Consider the following 15,356-nt stretch of genomic DNA (forward strand, 5'->3'; position numbering starts at 1 on the left):
ACCTCTTCTGCTCACTAAAGGATTGTGGTATGATAGTGACGTCTACCTATTGGGTGGAACATTAACCGCAAAAGCGAGATGAAAATTCATGAGCGTAGTCGCGAAGAATACGGTCGACATGGCCGAAGTGCTGATCAACGCCTATGAATTGGGCGATATGATAAACCAATCCGCCGCTGTATCCGAATATTTGTATTGGAAAAAGCGCGTGGAAGAAGATAGCGAAATTCAGGCATGGGTCAAGAAGCTGGAAGCTCAGAAGGAGCTGTTCCGGGAAACCGAACGCTTCGGACATTACCATCCAAATTATCACGAAGCCAAGGAGAAAGTGGCCGAGGTGGAGCGAGAGTTAGAGCGTTTCGAGGCAGTTCGGAAGTTTAAAGCTGCTGAGAACGAGCTCGACGATATCCTTCACCAGATGTCGGAAATGATAGCACATGCCGTTTCCGATACGATCAAGGTGCCGAGCAATGATCCGAATCCAAAAGGCGGATGCGGCGCTGGTGGAAGCTGCGGTTGCGGCTAAGCGAGTAAGCAGCCGATCATTCCGGATCATTGTTACCGGAATTTCCAGGTAGTTAAGCCACGGGAGGGGAAAGTCATGTTTCCGGAGCGTACAGGATATATCATATGGGTGAGTGACTTGAAAGCGGCTAGGAACTTAGAAAAATACGGAAGCGTGCATTATCTATCCCGCCGCATGCATTACGTGGTGATGTATGTGAATGCAGATCGAGCGGAAGAGACGATGCGCAATATCCGTAAGTTATCTTATGTTCGCAAAATCGAGCGGTCTTACCGTGGGGAAATCAAAACCGAATACAGCAAGGACGTCCCGGACAAAACCCGCTTCTACGGACTCTAATTGAAGTAGATCAAGCGATTCCGAATGCCAAAAGCCGCGCAGCGAGCAACCGTTGCGCGGCTTTTTTGCGTTTGAACTCTTGCAGATTTTTTTGCGCTAAATATAGTTCTATCGACCCGTTTTTTCTTGGCAAAAAATACTTAAATCTTGTAGAAAATTAGGGATTGTTGTAATATAATAGGTAAAAGAGCTTAGTTAAAAAGTCCTAATTATTGGCAAATGACCTACTTTTCTATCCATAAAGACCTATAAAATGCGAGGTGCGGCATGAGAGACAAGGCAACGGAACGCTGGAGAACCTATGAATCCTTCTATATTCAACTAGGGGACAAGAGAGTTGCCGATATCGTAGTAACGAACCATGCCAAGCTCCGATACCAGGACAGAATTGATCGGGATAATGTCGGGTTTGAACAGATTGCCGGATGGGCTTGGGAATGTTTAAAGCAGGGACGCATTACGCCATATTATCGCAAGGAAGAGGACGTCTATTTAGTTGATGACGATCTTGTGATGGTGGCCGAATTTGCGGAAATTCCCGGCGAGTTCGACCTTGCCGGACGCCCGATGCACCGCATGATCATCGTTACCTTTCTTGGACGGATGTCGGAAACCATTGAATTACGTGATCTAAAATCTTATTATTCCTGGCTTCGCCATTCCCGGCGAATGACGCTGATGAAGAACAGTCGCAAGCGCCGCTAGGAGCTGCGGGAATAGGACAGACAAAAACAAGGCTGAAAACGAAAATGAAGATGAAAGCGAAAACAAAGAACGATCTGGAAAGAAGCAGCCGTTAACCGGTCTGCTTCTTTTGACATTTTAGCCTGTTGTGTCAAATCCGATTTCCCTGATTTTTCTGCAACTTGAATACGCCCTCTTTCGTTCCCTGACGTTACTCACGTCTACGCTTGTGTAGGGGTGTGAGGGGATAGGGTGTGATGACGGGCAGGATTAATGTAGTCTTCCCACTCCTTTTACACCATTATCCCGTTACATCAGGTGATGGAATAAGTGAAAACTGGGGATCGAAAATGCTCAGAAGTTAAGAAAGCGATAAAGGTATGAAAATAGTTGCAAGGAGCTGATCAGTACGTTTCAAAAAGGCAATTAAGTGGTTTATTGCAAAAAATATGGCTAACTCGATAAATACGAGTGACTAAATAAATACATACGGACAACTCACTAAATATGGAGTGCTCGAAACCCCTCGATTAAGCCGCATCCGCAACTGGTGAGATTACACGACTTGAGATTAACTGGCGGTAAGGGAGCGCAGGAGCAGTGAATTAAGCCGCTGTTGCAATGGACGGGTGTTTTTGTCGATGTGTAACTAACTGGTCGTAAGAGATCGCAGGAATGGACAAGCACATCTGCAGCAGGTTTTGGCGCATCTCTTCCTCGGAACAAGTCATGCGCAGGTAACGGCGGACGGTGTGCTCGTTCAAATACGCCTGCAAATGCGTTATTCCTAGCGAGACATACGTGCGTCGGATCGAGTCTCTTGCTTGTCTCACGACTCTCCGCAAGGGCAGATACATCCGATAAGCGAAAGGAAACCACCGCTTGGTTGAGGTGTGTTGTCCATCGACATACTTGTTGATGAATGCCTCAAGATCGCTCCGGTCAGCCTGTTGCTCGCCCCCTCCTCTTTTGTGCGGAATCAGTTGAATCTTCACTCGCTCGGGTTCGCCAGTCTCCGTTACCGTGCAGCCGGTAACAACCGCGGTGGCATAAGGTTGATCAGCAGGATGAAAGCGTCTGGTATCCGTCCCATATTGATCGCGGCACACTTTGACTTCTCCAGAGAGCAAAACCTTCGCATCGCATTCACCGAGGGTATGGCGGATTTTGTGCAGCATGAGCCAAGCGGTCTTGTAGGTCACTTGGATTACCTGACTCAACCGCAGCGCCGAGATGCCATCTGGGAGCAGGAACAGCTCCAGTGCTTGAAACCACTTCACCAAAGGCAAATGGGTTCTTTCAAAAATGGTGCCGACCAAAGGAGAGGCTTGATAGCCACATTTTCCGCATTCAAATAAAGGAATATGTCGAGTGGACAGACGGGTGCACTCGGTATAAGCGCAGCGCGGGCAGACAAAGCCATTTGGCCACTTCATCGCGATGATCGCCTCGATGCAGTCGGCTTCATTTTGAAAACGATGGCTGATAGCTTGATGCTCCGTATTCATGCCTAATTTCATGTCCGCTTCCTCCATTAAATGCGCACATACGTTCTCTTTTCTAAATTATACCAAACGTACGTTCTATCATCAAGAAAAAAATACACATTGACCATCCGATATTCAGAGGTTGATCGGATTTCCGGGTAACCTCCTTACCATCGGGCTTATCGGCCCCTCTTTTCTGAACAAAGGGGATAATGGTGCAAAAAGGGCGGTAAGAAGATGATCCTCCTGAATCTCCCTCTTCTGAGCAAAAGGGATAATGGTGCAAAAGAGGCGCACAAGACTATATACAAGCGCGTTTTTTTGATCCTGCATCAAATTCATGGTACGGGCACTTTATGTAGTTGGGGCGAGCATGCTATTGTTAATGGAGAGCTTTGCAATGGAGAGAAAGGGGAGTGCCGGACGATGGCGTTAAACTATCACCAGCTTCATATTTTCTATACGGTGGCGCAGCGTGGCAGCTTCTCGGCTGCAGCCCAGGCCCTGCACATGACTCAGCCTGCGGTTACGATGCAAATCCAATCGCTGGAAGATTACTTCGGCACCAAGCTACTGATCCGTTCTACCAAAAGAATCGAATTAACGGAAGCCGGACAAACTTTAATGCCGTTTGCTCGCCAAAGCGTTGAGTTAATTCGTGAAACGGAGCAGGCCATGTCGCGGCATACGTCAATGCTGGAAGGGCGGCTTCAGCTCGGCTCCAGCTTGACGATCGGGGAATATGTCCTTCCTCGGCTCCTAGGTCCGTTTGGGCAGCGATATCCTCATATTTCAATTGTGATGAAGGTAATCAATACGACGCAAATCATTGAGGAGATTCTGAATCACCAACTGAATTTTGGGTTAGTTGAGGCACCGGTTCAACATCCGGATTTGGTATCTGAACCTGTCATGGAGGATGAGCTTAAGCTGATTGTTCCCGCCGGTCACCCGCTGTCAGGGAGAAGGTCCGTAACGGTGGAGGAAGCGATTCATTACCCCTTTGTACTGCGGGAAAAAGGCTCTGGCACCCGTCAGGTGATGGAGGATGAATTGCGGAGATGCGGCGTTGACATCAACCAACTTCGTACTGTGATGGAGCTTGGCAGCACGGGGGCGGTAAAATCAGCCGTCGAGGCCGGGATCGGCATCACAATTATTTCGCCTTCTTCCGTTAAGCATGAGCAGGCGCTGGGACTGCTGGAGGTGCTGGATATTGAAGGGTTGTCTTTTAAACGGATGTTTTATTCGATCCATTTAAAATCGACGCTGTTGCCGGTCACCGCAGTGACGTTTTTGACTTTTCTGCGGGAAAATTCACAAACTGCATAAAACCATTGAGAAAATGAAGGATGGGATCACATGAAACCATTGGCAGACGAACGTTATGACCTTCATTCACATACCCAAGCTTCGGACGGGATGAATAAGCCGGCGGAAAACGTAAGGCTGGCCAAGGAAAAAGGGCTCACTGGCTTGGCTATCACAGATCACGATACCGTTGCCGGGATTGAGCAAGCATTGCTGGCCGGGCAGGAGCTTGGCGTGGACGTTGTCCCCGGCATTGAAATCAGCACAAGGGCCGGGGGCAAAGACATCCATGTGTTGGGATACTTCCTGGATTACGAGGATGAGCAGCTTCAGGAGCGCTTGGCCCGGCTGCGCTCGGTTCGGGAGGAGCGAAATCATCTAATTATCGCGAAGCTGCAGCAGTTAGGCGTTGAGATTACGATGGAGGAAGTGCAAGCTGGGCTGGACCGGCCGCTGCGTCCGGGGGAAAGCCTAGGCCGGCCTCATATCGCAGATGCCCTTGTTCGCAAGGGATATGTATCGGATATGCGCGAGGCTTTTGATCGATATTTAGCCGAAGGCAAACCCGGCTATGCTTCTCTGCCGCGCATAGCACCGGAAGAGGCCATCATGTGGATTCATGAGGGAGGCGGCGCGGCAGTGTTAGCGCATCCGGGTTTGTACGGGGACGACGAGTTGGTACGGTCAATCCTGGAGCACGGGAAGCCGGATGGGATTGAAGTGTACCATTCTGACCACGGCCCAGAAGAGGAGAGCCGTTATACCGCCATGGCCGAGCAGTACGGGCTAATCGTTACCGGGGGATCTGATTATCACGGTGTGCGGCAGGGGGTTGTTTTTCACGGTGATTTAGGTGGACGCACGGCACCGCCGGGTACGGTGGAACGGTTGAAACAGGCGGCAGAGGCGGCCAGACGGACTGCAAAGAACTGAAAAAACGGTGTTCCAAAGGGTCTATACATCTATGGACCCTAATGGAACACCGTTTTTGATTGGGCTACCAATAGCCATCAGCCGTTCTTCACCGTGTTTGGCAACGATTTAATAAGCTGCTCATCCGGCGTGACATACAACGTCCGTTGGTGGTCATAAATGACGAAGCCGGGCTTGGCGCCGTTTGGCTTGCGGACGTAGCGGATGAGCGTGCAGTCCACCGGAACGCTGCTGGATTGCTTCGCCTGGCTGAAATAAGCGGCAAGTTGCGCGGCCTCATTCAGCGTTGCGTCTCCGTATGACTCGCTGCGGATCAGGACGTGGGAACCCGGGATATCCTTCGTATGGAGCCAAGTATCGTTGGGTTTGCCGAGCCGGTTGGTGACGTATTCGTTTTGCAGGTTGTTTTTGCCGACGTAAATTTCGATGCCCTCCGACGAAGTATAGACGTGCAGCGTCGGACGGTCGTTCTTTTTCTTCTTCTTGCCCCGCTTGGCCCGGTCTCGCAAATATCCCTGCTGAGTCAACTCCTCGCGGATTTCGTCGATATCGCTTAACGTCGCATCGTTTAACTGCTGCAGCAAGCCGTCGAGGTAAGCAATTTCCTCTTTCGCCAGCTTCATCTGTTCTTCGATGACCGCGAGACTGTTCTTAAATTTGTTGTACTTCTTAAAATACCGCTGGGCGTTCTCCGATGGGGTTAGCAGCGGATCCAGTGGAATCGTCTCCATTTTCTGCTCTTCATCGTAGTAGTTGATCAGCTCCACGCTGGTGTCCCCTTTGCGAATCGCATGCAACGAAGGCAGCAGCAACTCACCCCAGATGCGGTAACGTTCGGCATCCTCGGCTTCGCTTAGATCCTTCTCCAGGTTGGTCAGCTTCTTGATGTTTTTGTTTCGCTCGTTTTGCAGGAAGCGCAGCAGGTCGCTCGTCTTCTGTTTGACCGTATCCCGCAGCGCTTTATCCCCGTAGTAATCTTCCATGCATTCACTGATCGAAGAATAGGTGCGAATCTCCCCGTGGGCGCTTGTGAGACGGACGGCGGAGAAGATGCTTTTTCCTTTGGCGTTTTCGCCGGTCATGGGGGAATAGTTCTGGCTGCGAACCTCCTCCATCAATCCGTTAAAAGCCCCCCATAACCGCTCCGCCTCCTCCGGGTTAAGCCCGATCTCGGCTGCAATGCCGCTGACTCCGGCGCGGGCGTAGATTTCGCCGGCGATTAGCGGGCTGAGCCCGGCGAAGGCATCGACCAGCCAGTTGCTGCCGGTGCCTTTGCCTTCGGCTGTTGCCGTTTGCCAGGCGCCCATAAACGCCGCCCGATCCGCTTCGAGCGGATGAAGCTTGTGCTGCTCCGGCGGCGCGGTATAGGCGAAGCCGGGCATGACGACCCGATAGCCGGAAATGGCCGGCGTCACGTGATGTATCCCGTCCAACTGGGTGCCGGTGGCCGGATCAACCAGGATGATGTTGCTGTGCCGTCCCATCAATTCGATGATGATCCGCTTGATGGATAAATCTCCAAGCTCATCGCGAGTACGGACGTCGATATGGATGATCCGCTCCATGCCGACCTGCGTCACCGCTTCGATGGTCCCGCCTTCACAGTGCTTGCGCAGCAGCATGCAGAACATCGGTGCCTCCAGCGGATTCGGAAATGAACTTTCCGTGAAGTGAATCCGCGGGTATGTCGGATTCGCCGACAGCAGAAGCCGCTTATTGCCTGCTTGCGTGCGCAAGTGAAAGACGAGGTCGCTTTCCGCGGGCTGGTGTATTTTATTGATGCGACCGCCGATGCAGGCTTGCAATTCGTGTACGATCGCTCGGGTTACGATGCCGTCGAGTGCCATTTTATGATAATCTCCTGTTCTGAAACTTTGGTATGAAAACGGCGCCTTCACGAGAAAGCCCCCTTCTATGATGCCATACTTCGGGCAAAAACTTAAGGGCTCCCCTGTGATAATTTGGGACTGGCTGGAATACATTTACCCTAGGTGGAAAAGCCTTCACGCCGATACTGCATAATAAACGGAAGGGGAATTAAGGAGGATGGAACAAAAAAACTGGCACCAGTGGAGCAGTGATGCGCTTCTGCAACACTTCGGCGTCACGCGTGAACAGGGCCTGACCGATGAAGAAGCGCAGAAGAGACGCGAGGAATTTGGCTGGAACGAACTGAAGGAAGGAGAGCGCATCTCTCCAATTCTGCTGTTCCTGAACCAGTTCAAGGATTTTATGATGCTGGTGCTGATGGGTGCCACGCTGATATCCGGTTTTCTCGGCGAGTATCTGGATGCCGTCACCATCATCGCCATCATCATTCTGAACGGGGTGCTTGGATTTATCCAAGAATTTCGTGCGGAGCGTTCCCTGCGGGCATTAAAAGAACTGTCCGCGCCCCATGCCAACGTGCTGCGCCAAGGCGTCGTCAAGCATATTCCTGCCAGAGAGCTTGTTCCAGGGGATATTGTCCTGCTGGAAAGCGGGGACCGGATTCCGGCTGATATCCGGTGGTTATCTACGAACAGCTTGGACGTGGAGGAATCTGCGTTGACTGGCGAATCGCATCCGGTGGGCAAACATGCGGGGGTGCTTAGTGAAAGCGACGTCCCGCTGGGCGATCAGAAGAACATCGGCTTCATGGGCACGATGATTACCCGCGGGACGGGCCGGGGGATCGTTATCCGCACGGGCATGGACACCGAGATGGGGAAAATCGCCGATTTAATCCAAAATACCGAAGTCCAAGAAACCCCGCTGCAACGACGTCTGGAGCAGCTCGGCAAAATTTTGATTTATGTGGCGCTTGGATTGACCGTCGTTGTGGTGCTGCTGGGGATTCTGCAGGGACAGCCGGCGGCCAGCATGTTCTTCGCCGGAGTGAGTCTCGCCGTGGCTGCGATCCCGGAAGGTCTGCCAGCTATCGTGACGATCGCGTTGGCACTAGGCGTGCAGCGTATGATCAAACGCAAGGCGATCGTCCGCAAGCTGCCGTCGGTGGAAACGCTGGGCTGCGCTACGGTCATCTGTTCGGACAAGACCGGCACGCTGACTCAAAACAAAATGACCGTAACCCGGGTGTGGCTGGAAGGCCGGTCGCTGGAAGTGACAGGCGAAGGCTACGAGCCGGTTGGCAATATTCTGGACCAGGGCAAGCCAGTCGATATGCGCAATGATCAAAGCTTGCGCCGGTTGTTGCAGATCAGCGCGCTGTGCAGCAATGCGGTGATCTATGAGGACGATCCGGAGAAGCGCGGCCGCCGCAAGACGAAGGAGGAAGCCGCTGCAGGTGGTTCGGTCTGGAAGCTGAAGGGCGATCCAACCGAGGGAGCGTTGGTAACGCTGGCGTCCAAAATGGGAATGACGCCGGGAACCTTGAGCGGAATGTATGTCCGCGATCAGGAGTTTCCTTTTGATTCCAAGCGGAAGCGGATGTCCGTCATCGTCTCCCATCAAGGCGGCAAAATGGCGCTTGTCAAAGGGGCACCGGATATGTTGCTTGAACGCTGCTCTTATATCCTGTGGGATGGCAAAGTGGTGCCCTTCACCGGCACGTTCCGGCAGAAAGTGCAAGCAGCCAACGAACAAATGGCCCGCAGTGCCCTTCGGGTGCTTGGGCTGGCCTACCGCGATTTGAAGCCAACCGAGGGGGCTGAGCATGAAGATCAAGTGGAATCCCAACTGATCTTCGTAGGCCTCACCGGCATGATCGATCCGCCGCGCCGCGAAGTGCGGGACGCGATTACCGTCTGCCGCCGGGCAGGCATCAAGACGGTGATGATCACCGGCGACCATGGGCTGACCGCCGAAGCGATCGCCGCCGATCTGGGTATTTTGCCGCGGGGCGGCACCTCGATGTCAGGCCAGCAGCTGGAGATGCTGAGCGACGAGGAGCTGGAGAAGCAGGTAGAGCACACTTACGTCTACTCCCGGGTGTCGCCGGAGCATAAGCTGCGGATCGTGAAGGCGCTGCAGCGGAACGGGCATGTGGTGGCGATGACCGGCGATGGCGTAAACGATGCGCCGGCCATCAAAGCCGCTGATATCGGCATCGCCATGGGCATGACCGGCACCGACGTCTCCAAAGAAGCGTCCTCGCTCATCCTCAGCGATGACAATTTTACGTCGATCGTCGCTGCAATTGAGGAAGGACGCAGCATTTACGAGAACATTCGCAAGTTTATTCGTTATTTGCTGGCCTCCAATGTCGGCGAAATTCTGACGATGTTCTTCGCCATGCTGGCAGGCTTGCCGCTGCCGCTGCTGCCGATCCAGATATTGTGGGTGAACCTGGTGACTGACGGTTTGCCAGCGATGGCACTCGGTGTCGATCAACCGGAAAAAGACTTGATGGAGCACAAGCCGCGCGGCAAGAACGAAAATATTTTTGCCCGTCGGTTAGGGTGGAAGATCATCAGCCGCGGCGTGCTGATCGGCGTATGTACGCTGGGGGCGTTCTGGCTGACGCTGCGCCATGCGCCGTCGGATCCGGCCCAACTGGTCAAAGCGCAATCCGTCGCCTTCGCGACGCTGGTTATGGCGCAGCTGATCCATGTGTTTGATTGCCGCAGCTCGCGGTCGATTTTCCATCGTAACATTTTGCAAAATAAATATTTAGTGGCCGCCGTCCTGTCGTCGATTGTGCTGCTGCTTGGCGTCATGTACATTGAACCGCTTCAGCCGATCTTCAAAACGGTACCGCTTGGCACGCGGGAGTGGGCAATCACGCTGGTGGCCGCAGGCATTCCGACCTTCCTAATGGGCGCGGGCAGCGTCTGGTCAGGCAATCGGAAACGGCGCAGCAGTGGGCCGCGTCCCTTTGTTACCGCGAAAAGTACAAACATTCGTGCATAAAATCAATAGCTTTTCTCCCGGGCAAAGGCGTAGACTAACCCTATCATCCAACGATGCAGGAGTGGGGTTAGCATGGAATTTACAAAAATGCATGGACTAGGTAACGATTTTCTCGTATTTTATGGTGAACAACAGCTGCCGGATAACGTATCCGAACTGGCGATCCGGTGGTGTGACCGATATTTTGGCGTTGGCGGGGACGGATTGGTATTTATTCTCCCGTCGGACAAAGCGGATTTCAAAATGCGGATTATTAACTCGGACGGTACGGAAGCAGAACAATGCGGCAACGCGATTCGCTGCGTAGCCAAATACGTCTATGACAACCGTCTGGTGGATAAAGACAGCGTAACGATTGAAACGTTGGGAGCAGGCGTTCAGCAAGTGACCTTGCAGGTCGAAGACGGTGTGGTCAAGACGGTGCGGGTCGACATGGGCGAACCGATCCTGGACGGCCTGACAATTCCAACGACGCTGAATCAAAATCCGATAGTAAGCCAGCCGATTGAGACGGACGGTCAAGAATTTAAGTTTACGGCCGTCTCGATGGGCAATCCACATTGCGTCATCTATGTGGATGATGCGTCGAATTTCGAAGTGACCACGTGGGGACCGAAGCTGGAGGTACACCCATACTTCCCGCGCAAGATCAACGTAGAATTCGCCACGGTGACGAATCGTGAGCGGGTGGAGATGCGCGTATGGGAACGCGGGGCAGGCCCAACGCTGGCTTGCGGTACAGGCGCTTGCGCTACGCTGGTGTCCTCCGTCCTAAACGGATTGACGGATCGCGCCGCCTGGATTGGACTCAAGGGCGGAGACTTGTTCATCGAATGGGATGAACGCGACAATCATGTCTATATGACGGGGCCAGCCGAAGCGGTATACAAAGGTAACGTCGAAGTTTAAATCGGAGTTTACGTGGTCGAAATAATCGAAGTATAACGTTCATCCGAGAGGACGATGAATAATTGCCGGGTTCCCTGATCGGGAGTCCGGCTTTTTTTACGGTAACTACCAGCGATCTTCACCGGCGATACCTTATCAATCAGAACGATTTATGATAAATTAATATGATAATAGTTTGCGCCGGGATTGATTCATAATGCGAGTTAACTTCACGGCAGTCAGGGGGCAGAAGCATGAAACCGGATTTGCGTGCGACTTTGGAGCGCGAAGTTATTGTCGGCGACGGGGCCATGGGGACGTATTTGTACCAGTTGGGTTTTCCGGTCGGCATTTCTTATGAAGAATTTAATTTGCTGCGCCCCGACGTGATCGGCGACATCCATCGCCGCTATCTCGATGCTGGGGCAAGGCTGTTGGAAACCAATACGTTTTCGGCAAATTACTATAAATTGTCTAAATTCGGACTGGAGGCCAAGGTGGAGGATATCAACCGGGCTGCAGTACGGATCGCGAAGCAAGCAGCGGGCGAACGTGCGTATGTTGCAGGAGCGGTTGGTTCCATCCGCGGCGGCAAGCGGGCGAACGTCACCGACCAAGAGCTTGGCAAATATTTTGAGCAGCAAATTGCTGCTTTGCTGAGCGAAGGGGTGGATGCGCTGCTGTTCGAGACGTTTTACGACCTTGGGGAAATGCGAATCGCTTTGGGACAAGCTCGCAAGCTGACAGACGTTCCGGTGATTTGCCAGTTCGCCGTCGATCAAATCGGACGCACGCTGGACGGATTTACGATTCCAGATGCGTTTGGAGCGGTGGTTGAAGAAGGGGCGAACGTGGTTGGCTTCAACTGCCATTCCGGTCCAAAAGGCATCATGGGTGTGATGGATGACGTGGAGGGGCCGCTCAACGTGCCGATGTCCGTTTTCCCAAATGCAGGTTTGGCGGACTATATCGATGGAGAATATGTATATGGAGCGACTCCGGATTATTTTGGAAAGTGTGCCCGTGCTTTCGCCGATTTAGGGGCGAGATTGATTGGAGGCTGCTGTGGTACGACACCGGAGCATATTGCCGCGATGGCCAAAGCCTTGGAAGGGTACGCTGCTCAGCCGCTGGCGAAGGAACAGAAGCTGCCTAAGCCGCAGCTGTCTGCTAGCCTATCAATCAACGAGCAGTCGAATGCCGTGCCTGTCGCCTCCAGCGACAAGGAGGCTGTATCCGGCGGCGGGGAGAACCGCAAGCTTCCGAGCTTAACCGAGCTCGTGAAAGAACGGCATACCGTTATCGTTGAGTTGGATCCTCCGCGCGACCTGGATATTGCCAAATTTATGGAGGGCGCAGCTGCTTTGAAAGAAGCGGGCATCGATGCGCTTACGCTGGCGGATAACTCGCTGGCGGTGACGCGGATGAGCAACATGGCGCTTGGACATCTCGTCCAGTCTCAGCTTGGCGTAAGACCGCTGGTGCACATCGCCTGCCGGGACCGCAATCTCATCGGTACGCAGTCGCATATGATGGGCTTCGATGCGCTGGGCATCGACCACGTGCTCGCGGTGACGGGCGACCCTGCCCGCTTTGGCGATTTGCCGGGAGCGAGCTCGGTGTACGACTTGACGTCATTTGAGATCATTCGGATGATCAAGCAGTTGAATGAAGGGATTTCTTTTTCTGGGAAGCCGTTAAAGCAAAAGGCCAAATTCGTCGTAGGCGCTGCGTTTAATCCGAATGTAAAGCATTTGCACAAAGCGGTGGAGCGGCTGGAGAAGAAGATCGCCTCCGGCGCGGATTACATCATGACTCAGCCGGTATACGATCCGGAGCTGATCGTGGCGATCAAGCAGGCAACGGCGCATTTGGACGTGCCGATCTTCATCGGCATTATGCCGCTGGCCAGTGGCAAGAACGCTGAATACTTGCATAATGAGGTGCCTGGAATCCAGCTGTCGGATGAAGTTCGCAAGCGGATGGAAGGCCTGCAAGGCGAAGAGGGACGGGCGATGGGCGTTGAGATCGCCAAAGAGCTGCTCGATACGGCGATGGAGCATTTTAACGGGATTTATCTCATGACGCCGTTTATGTTCTATGAAATGAATGTCGCATTAACGAATTATATTCGCGAGAAGTCCAAACGGGGCTCGGCCCACTTGTCTCGGTTGTCATAATCAATTACAATAGGGTAACGGATGTGATGCCTATGTCGCACAGTATGACTGGGTACGGTGGGGCCGTCAGATCATATGGCGGTTACGTCGTCCAATTTGAAATCAAGTCCGTCAACCATCGGTATGCTGAGGTTGTTCTGCGGATGCCGCGGGAATGGACGTGCTACGAAGACGGACTAAGGCGTCTGGTTCAGCGCCATATCAAACGGGGACGCATTGATGTATACATCAGTAAAGAACGCGATGAATCCGGCACCCTTCCTTACGTATTAAACCGTCCGGTCGTCGAAGCATACCTGAAGGCAGCGGGTGAGCTCGCCAAGCACTACGGTGTTGACGCGAAGCTAAGCGCCAAAGATTTGCTATCTCTGCCGGATGTCTTGACGACGCCCGAGGAAGCAGCTCCGGCCGGCAGTGCTGATCCCGGATGGGAACAGGTGCTGACCGAAGGCTTGGAGGAAGCGCTGATTGGGCTTTTAGGCATGCGGGAACGGGAAGGGAAGCATTTAGCCGCCGATTTGGGTGCGCGACTACAGCGGCTGGAAGCGATCCATGGCGAACTGGTTCGGTTGGCTCCGGAAGTTGTGAAAGAGTACCGAACCCGTCTGAAGAATCGGCTAACTGAACTGCTGGACGGGAACTACGATGAGCAGCGATTTGCGATGGAAGTGGCCGTGTTTGCGGACCGGTCGAACATCGACGAGGAACTGATTCGGCTGAAGAGTCACTTCGAACAGTGCCGCAGTCTGCTTCAAGCTTATGAACCGGTAGGGCGCAAGCTGGATTTTCTCATACAGGAAATGAACCGGGAAACCAATACGATTGGATCTAAAGCCAATCATTTGGCTCTAGTCAACCTGGTTGTCGAGATGAAGGCTGAGTTAGAGAAGATCCGCGAGCAGGCGGCGAATCTCGAGTAAGCCATCTACCCGGCGCCGGGTGAGTGAAGCAAATTAGGGGGAACTACCTGAACATGGCAATTAAACTTATTAACATCGGCTTTGGTAATATCGTATCGGCCAACCGGATCATATCGATCGTCAGCCCCGAGTCTGCGCCGATCAAGCGGATCATTCAAGAAGCGAGAGATCGCCACATGCTGATCGATGCTACATACGGGCGGCGTACACGCGCGGTGATCATCACGGACAGCGATCATGTGATATTATCGGCGGTCCAGCCAGAGACCGTCGCTCATCGTCTGTCCACCAAAGAAGAAGACAACGACGAATAAAATGGAGAGAGCTATGTCTAAAGGGTTACTTATCGTATTATCCGGACCGTCTGGCGTTGGCAAAGGAACAGTATGCACTGAGCTGCGCAAGCGGATGCCGGAGCTGGTTTATTCCGTCTCGGCCACCACACGGCAACCCCGAGCTGGGGAAGAGAACGGCGTCAATTATTTCTTCAAAACCCGTGAGCAATTCCAGGAAATGATCGAGAATGATCAGCTTCTGGAGTATGCGGAGTACGTCGGCAATTTTTACGGGACTCCCCGCGATTTCGTGGAGGAGACGCTGGCTGGCGGGAAGGATATCATTTTGGAAATCGAGGTTCAGGGAGCGCTCAAAGTGAAAGAGAAATTCCCTGAGGGCGTGTTCGTGTTCCTGCTTCCTCCATCGCTTGATGAACTGAAAGGCCGGATTCAAGGTCGGGGGACGGAGAACCAGGCGACGATCGATCACCGCATGAGCGTGGCAGCCCATGAGATCGGACTGATGGAGAATTATGATTACGCCGTCGTGAATGACGAGATCGATTTAGCTTGTCAGAGAATACAATCCATTATCATCGCGGAGCATTGCAGAATTCGCAAGTCGTGCTAGCTAACGCTTCATATGGCGATGAGTCCAAATAAGAAGAGGTGTTTTTGAACATGCTGTATCCATCGATTGACAAAATGCTTGGAAAAGTCGGCAGCAAATACTCTTTGGTTGTTGCGGCTTCCCGGCGCGCGAGACAGCTGCGTGAAGGGGAGAAGAGCGAACTGAAGCAACCGAAGTCGCACAAGCAAGTGGGCATTGCCCTCGAAGAGATTTACGGGGACTACATTAAGCTGAAACAAGATGACGTAGTGACGGAAGAGATCAACAAAGACTAACACCAGACTCATTCAGAGAACAAAGCATATACGAAAGGCCTCCGGGCTTCTTTTTA

General features: G+C 52.8%; 14 protein-coding genes. 12 read left to right on the forward strand and 2 right to left on the reverse strand.

Going from position 1 to position 15,356, the window contains the following annotated elements:
* The first annotated feature begins 88 nt into the window (after positions 1–88).
* The 3 genes from C812_RS05065 (at position 89) to C812_RS05075 (ending at position 1,570) form a co-directional block, all read left to right on the forward strand.
* Entirely contained in the window at positions 89–526 is a 438-nt protein-coding gene (locus C812_RS05065) for a YlbF/YmcA family competence regulator (protein ID WP_016311604.1), read from the forward strand.
* Positions 527–601: 75 nt separating this feature from the next.
* Complete coding sequence (locus C812_RS05070; protein ID WP_009225236.1) at positions 602–865, forward strand: YlbG family protein; 264 nt, start codon at positions 602–604, stop codon at positions 863–865.
* 267 nt (positions 866–1,132) lie between these two features.
* The gene (locus C812_RS05075) at positions 1,133–1,570 is read left to right on the forward strand and encodes a hypothetical protein (RefSeq protein ID WP_016311605.1); all 438 of its coding nucleotides are present in this window, start codon (positions 1,133–1,135) and stop codon (positions 1,568–1,570) included.
* A 584-nt stretch (positions 1,571–2,154) separates the two neighbouring features.
* Here C812_RS05075 and C812_RS05080 read toward each other — a convergent pair.
* On the reverse strand, positions 2,155–3,069 hold the full coding sequence (locus C812_RS05080) for a transposase (RefSeq protein ID WP_016311606.1): 915 nt from the start codon (positions 3,067–3,069) through the stop codon (positions 2,155–2,157).
* A 393-nt stretch (positions 3,070–3,462) separates the two neighbouring features.
* On the opposite strand from C812_RS05080, the gene C812_RS05090 reads away from it, so the two are divergent.
* Together C812_RS05090 and C812_RS05095 are read left to right on the forward strand one after the other, a co-directional pair.
* Positions 3,463–4,368, forward strand: a complete 906-nt coding sequence (locus C812_RS05090) for a selenium metabolism-associated LysR family transcriptional regulator (RefSeq protein WP_036624348.1) — start codon at positions 3,463–3,465, stop codon at positions 4,366–4,368.
* Positions 4,369–4,398: 30 nt separating this feature from the next.
* Positions 4,399–5,280, forward strand: a complete 882-nt coding sequence (locus C812_RS05095) for a PHP domain-containing protein (RefSeq protein ID WP_016311608.1) — start codon at positions 4,399–4,401, stop codon at positions 5,278–5,280.
* Between the two features lie 77 nt (positions 5,281–5,357).
* Here the strand turns inward: C812_RS05095 and C812_RS05100 are convergent, their stop codons facing one another.
* Positions 5,358–7,127 carry an Rqc2 family fibronectin-binding protein gene (locus C812_RS05100; RefSeq protein ID WP_016311609.1) on the reverse strand — a complete coding sequence of 590 codons (1,770 nt, stop codon included), beginning with the start codon at positions 7,125–7,127 and terminating at the stop codon, positions 5,358–5,360.
* A 199-nt stretch (positions 7,128–7,326) separates the two neighbouring features.
* Here C812_RS05100 and C812_RS05105 point away from each other — a divergent pair, with 199 nt between their 5' ends.
* From C812_RS05105 to rpoZ, 7 genes are all read left to right on the forward strand, one after another.
* Positions 7,327–10,131, forward strand: a complete 2,805-nt coding sequence (locus C812_RS05105) for a calcium-translocating P-type ATPase, SERCA-type (protein ID WP_016311610.1) — start codon at positions 7,327–7,329, stop codon at positions 10,129–10,131.
* Between the two features lie 72 nt (positions 10,132–10,203).
* A complete protein-coding gene (gene dapF, locus C812_RS05110) occupies positions 10,204–11,040 on the forward strand; it encodes a diaminopimelate epimerase (RefSeq protein ID WP_016311611.1) in 837 nt (278 codons plus the stop codon).
* A 233-nt stretch (positions 11,041–11,273) separates the two neighbouring features.
* Complete coding sequence (locus tag C812_RS05115; RefSeq protein ID WP_016311612.1) at positions 11,274–13,199, forward strand: bifunctional homocysteine S-methyltransferase/methylenetetrahydrofolate reductase; 1,926 nt, start codon at positions 11,274–11,276, stop codon at positions 13,197–13,199.
* A 32-nt stretch (positions 13,200–13,231) separates the two neighbouring features.
* Positions 13,232–14,119 (forward strand): YicC/YloC family endoribonuclease, encoded by an 888-nt coding sequence (locus C812_RS05120; protein ID WP_016311613.1) that lies wholly within the window; start codon positions 13,232–13,234, stop codon positions 14,117–14,119.
* Positions 14,120–14,172: 53 nt separating this feature from the next.
* A complete protein-coding gene (gene remA / locus C812_RS05125) occupies positions 14,173–14,433 on the forward strand; it encodes an extracellular matrix/biofilm regulator RemA (RefSeq protein WP_009225246.1) in 261 nt (86 codons plus the stop codon).
* A gap of 13 nt (positions 14,434–14,446) precedes the next feature.
* A complete protein-coding gene (gene gmk / locus C812_RS05130; protein WP_016311614.1) occupies positions 14,447–15,025 on the forward strand; it encodes a guanylate kinase in 579 nt (192 codons plus the stop codon).
* A gap of 50 nt (positions 15,026–15,075) precedes the next feature.
* A complete protein-coding gene (rpoZ, locus tag C812_RS05135) occupies positions 15,076–15,300 on the forward strand; it encodes a DNA-directed RNA polymerase subunit omega (protein WP_016311615.1) in 225 nt (74 codons plus the stop codon).
* Positions 15,301–15,356 lie beyond the last annotated feature (56 nt).

Source organism: Paenibacillus barengoltzii G22 (assembly GCF_000403375.2).
Lineage (GTDB): Bacteria > Bacillota > Bacilli > Paenibacillales > Paenibacillaceae > Fontibacillus > Fontibacillus barengoltzii.

Excerpts from the sequence above, each read along its gene's own strand:
- C812_RS05065 (WP_016311604.1), top strand. The coding sequence starts at position 89 with ATGAGCGTAGTCGCGAAGAATACGGTCGACATGGCCGAAGTGCTGATC.
- C812_RS05070 (WP_009225236.1), top strand. The coding sequence starts at position 602 with ATGTTTCCGGAGCGTACAGGATATATCATATGGGTGAGTGACTTGAAA.
- C812_RS05075 (WP_016311605.1), top strand. The coding sequence starts at position 1,133 with ATGAGAGACAAGGCAACGGAACGCTGGAGAACCTATGAATCCTTCTAT.
- C812_RS05080 (WP_016311606.1), bottom strand. The coding sequence starts at position 3,069 with ATGAAATTAGGCATGAATACGGAGCATCAAGCTATCAGCCATCGTTTT.
- C812_RS05090 (WP_036624348.1), top strand. The coding sequence starts at position 3,463 with ATGGCGTTAAACTATCACCAGCTTCATATTTTCTATACGGTGGCGCAG.
- C812_RS05095 (WP_016311608.1), top strand. The coding sequence starts at position 4,399 with ATGAAACCATTGGCAGACGAACGTTATGACCTTCATTCACATACCCAA.
- C812_RS05100 (WP_016311609.1), bottom strand. The coding sequence starts at position 7,127 with ATGGCACTCGACGGCATCGTAACCCGAGCGATCGTACACGAATTGCAA.
- C812_RS05105 (WP_016311610.1), top strand. The coding sequence starts at position 7,327 with ATGGAACAAAAAAACTGGCACCAGTGGAGCAGTGATGCGCTTCTGCAA.
- dapF (WP_016311611.1), top strand. The coding sequence starts at position 10,204 with ATGGAATTTACAAAAATGCATGGACTAGGTAACGATTTTCTCGTATTT.
- C812_RS05115 (WP_016311612.1), top strand. The coding sequence starts at position 11,274 with ATGAAACCGGATTTGCGTGCGACTTTGGAGCGCGAAGTTATTGTCGGC.
- C812_RS05120 (WP_016311613.1), top strand. The coding sequence starts at position 13,232 with ATGTCGCACAGTATGACTGGGTACGGTGGGGCCGTCAGATCATATGGC.
- remA (WP_009225246.1), top strand. The coding sequence starts at position 14,173 with ATGGCAATTAAACTTATTAACATCGGCTTTGGTAATATCGTATCGGCC.
- gmk (WP_016311614.1), top strand. The coding sequence starts at position 14,447 with ATGTCTAAAGGGTTACTTATCGTATTATCCGGACCGTCTGGCGTTGGC.
- rpoZ (WP_016311615.1), top strand. The coding sequence starts at position 15,076 with ATGCTGTATCCATCGATTGACAAAATGCTTGGAAAAGTCGGCAGCAAA.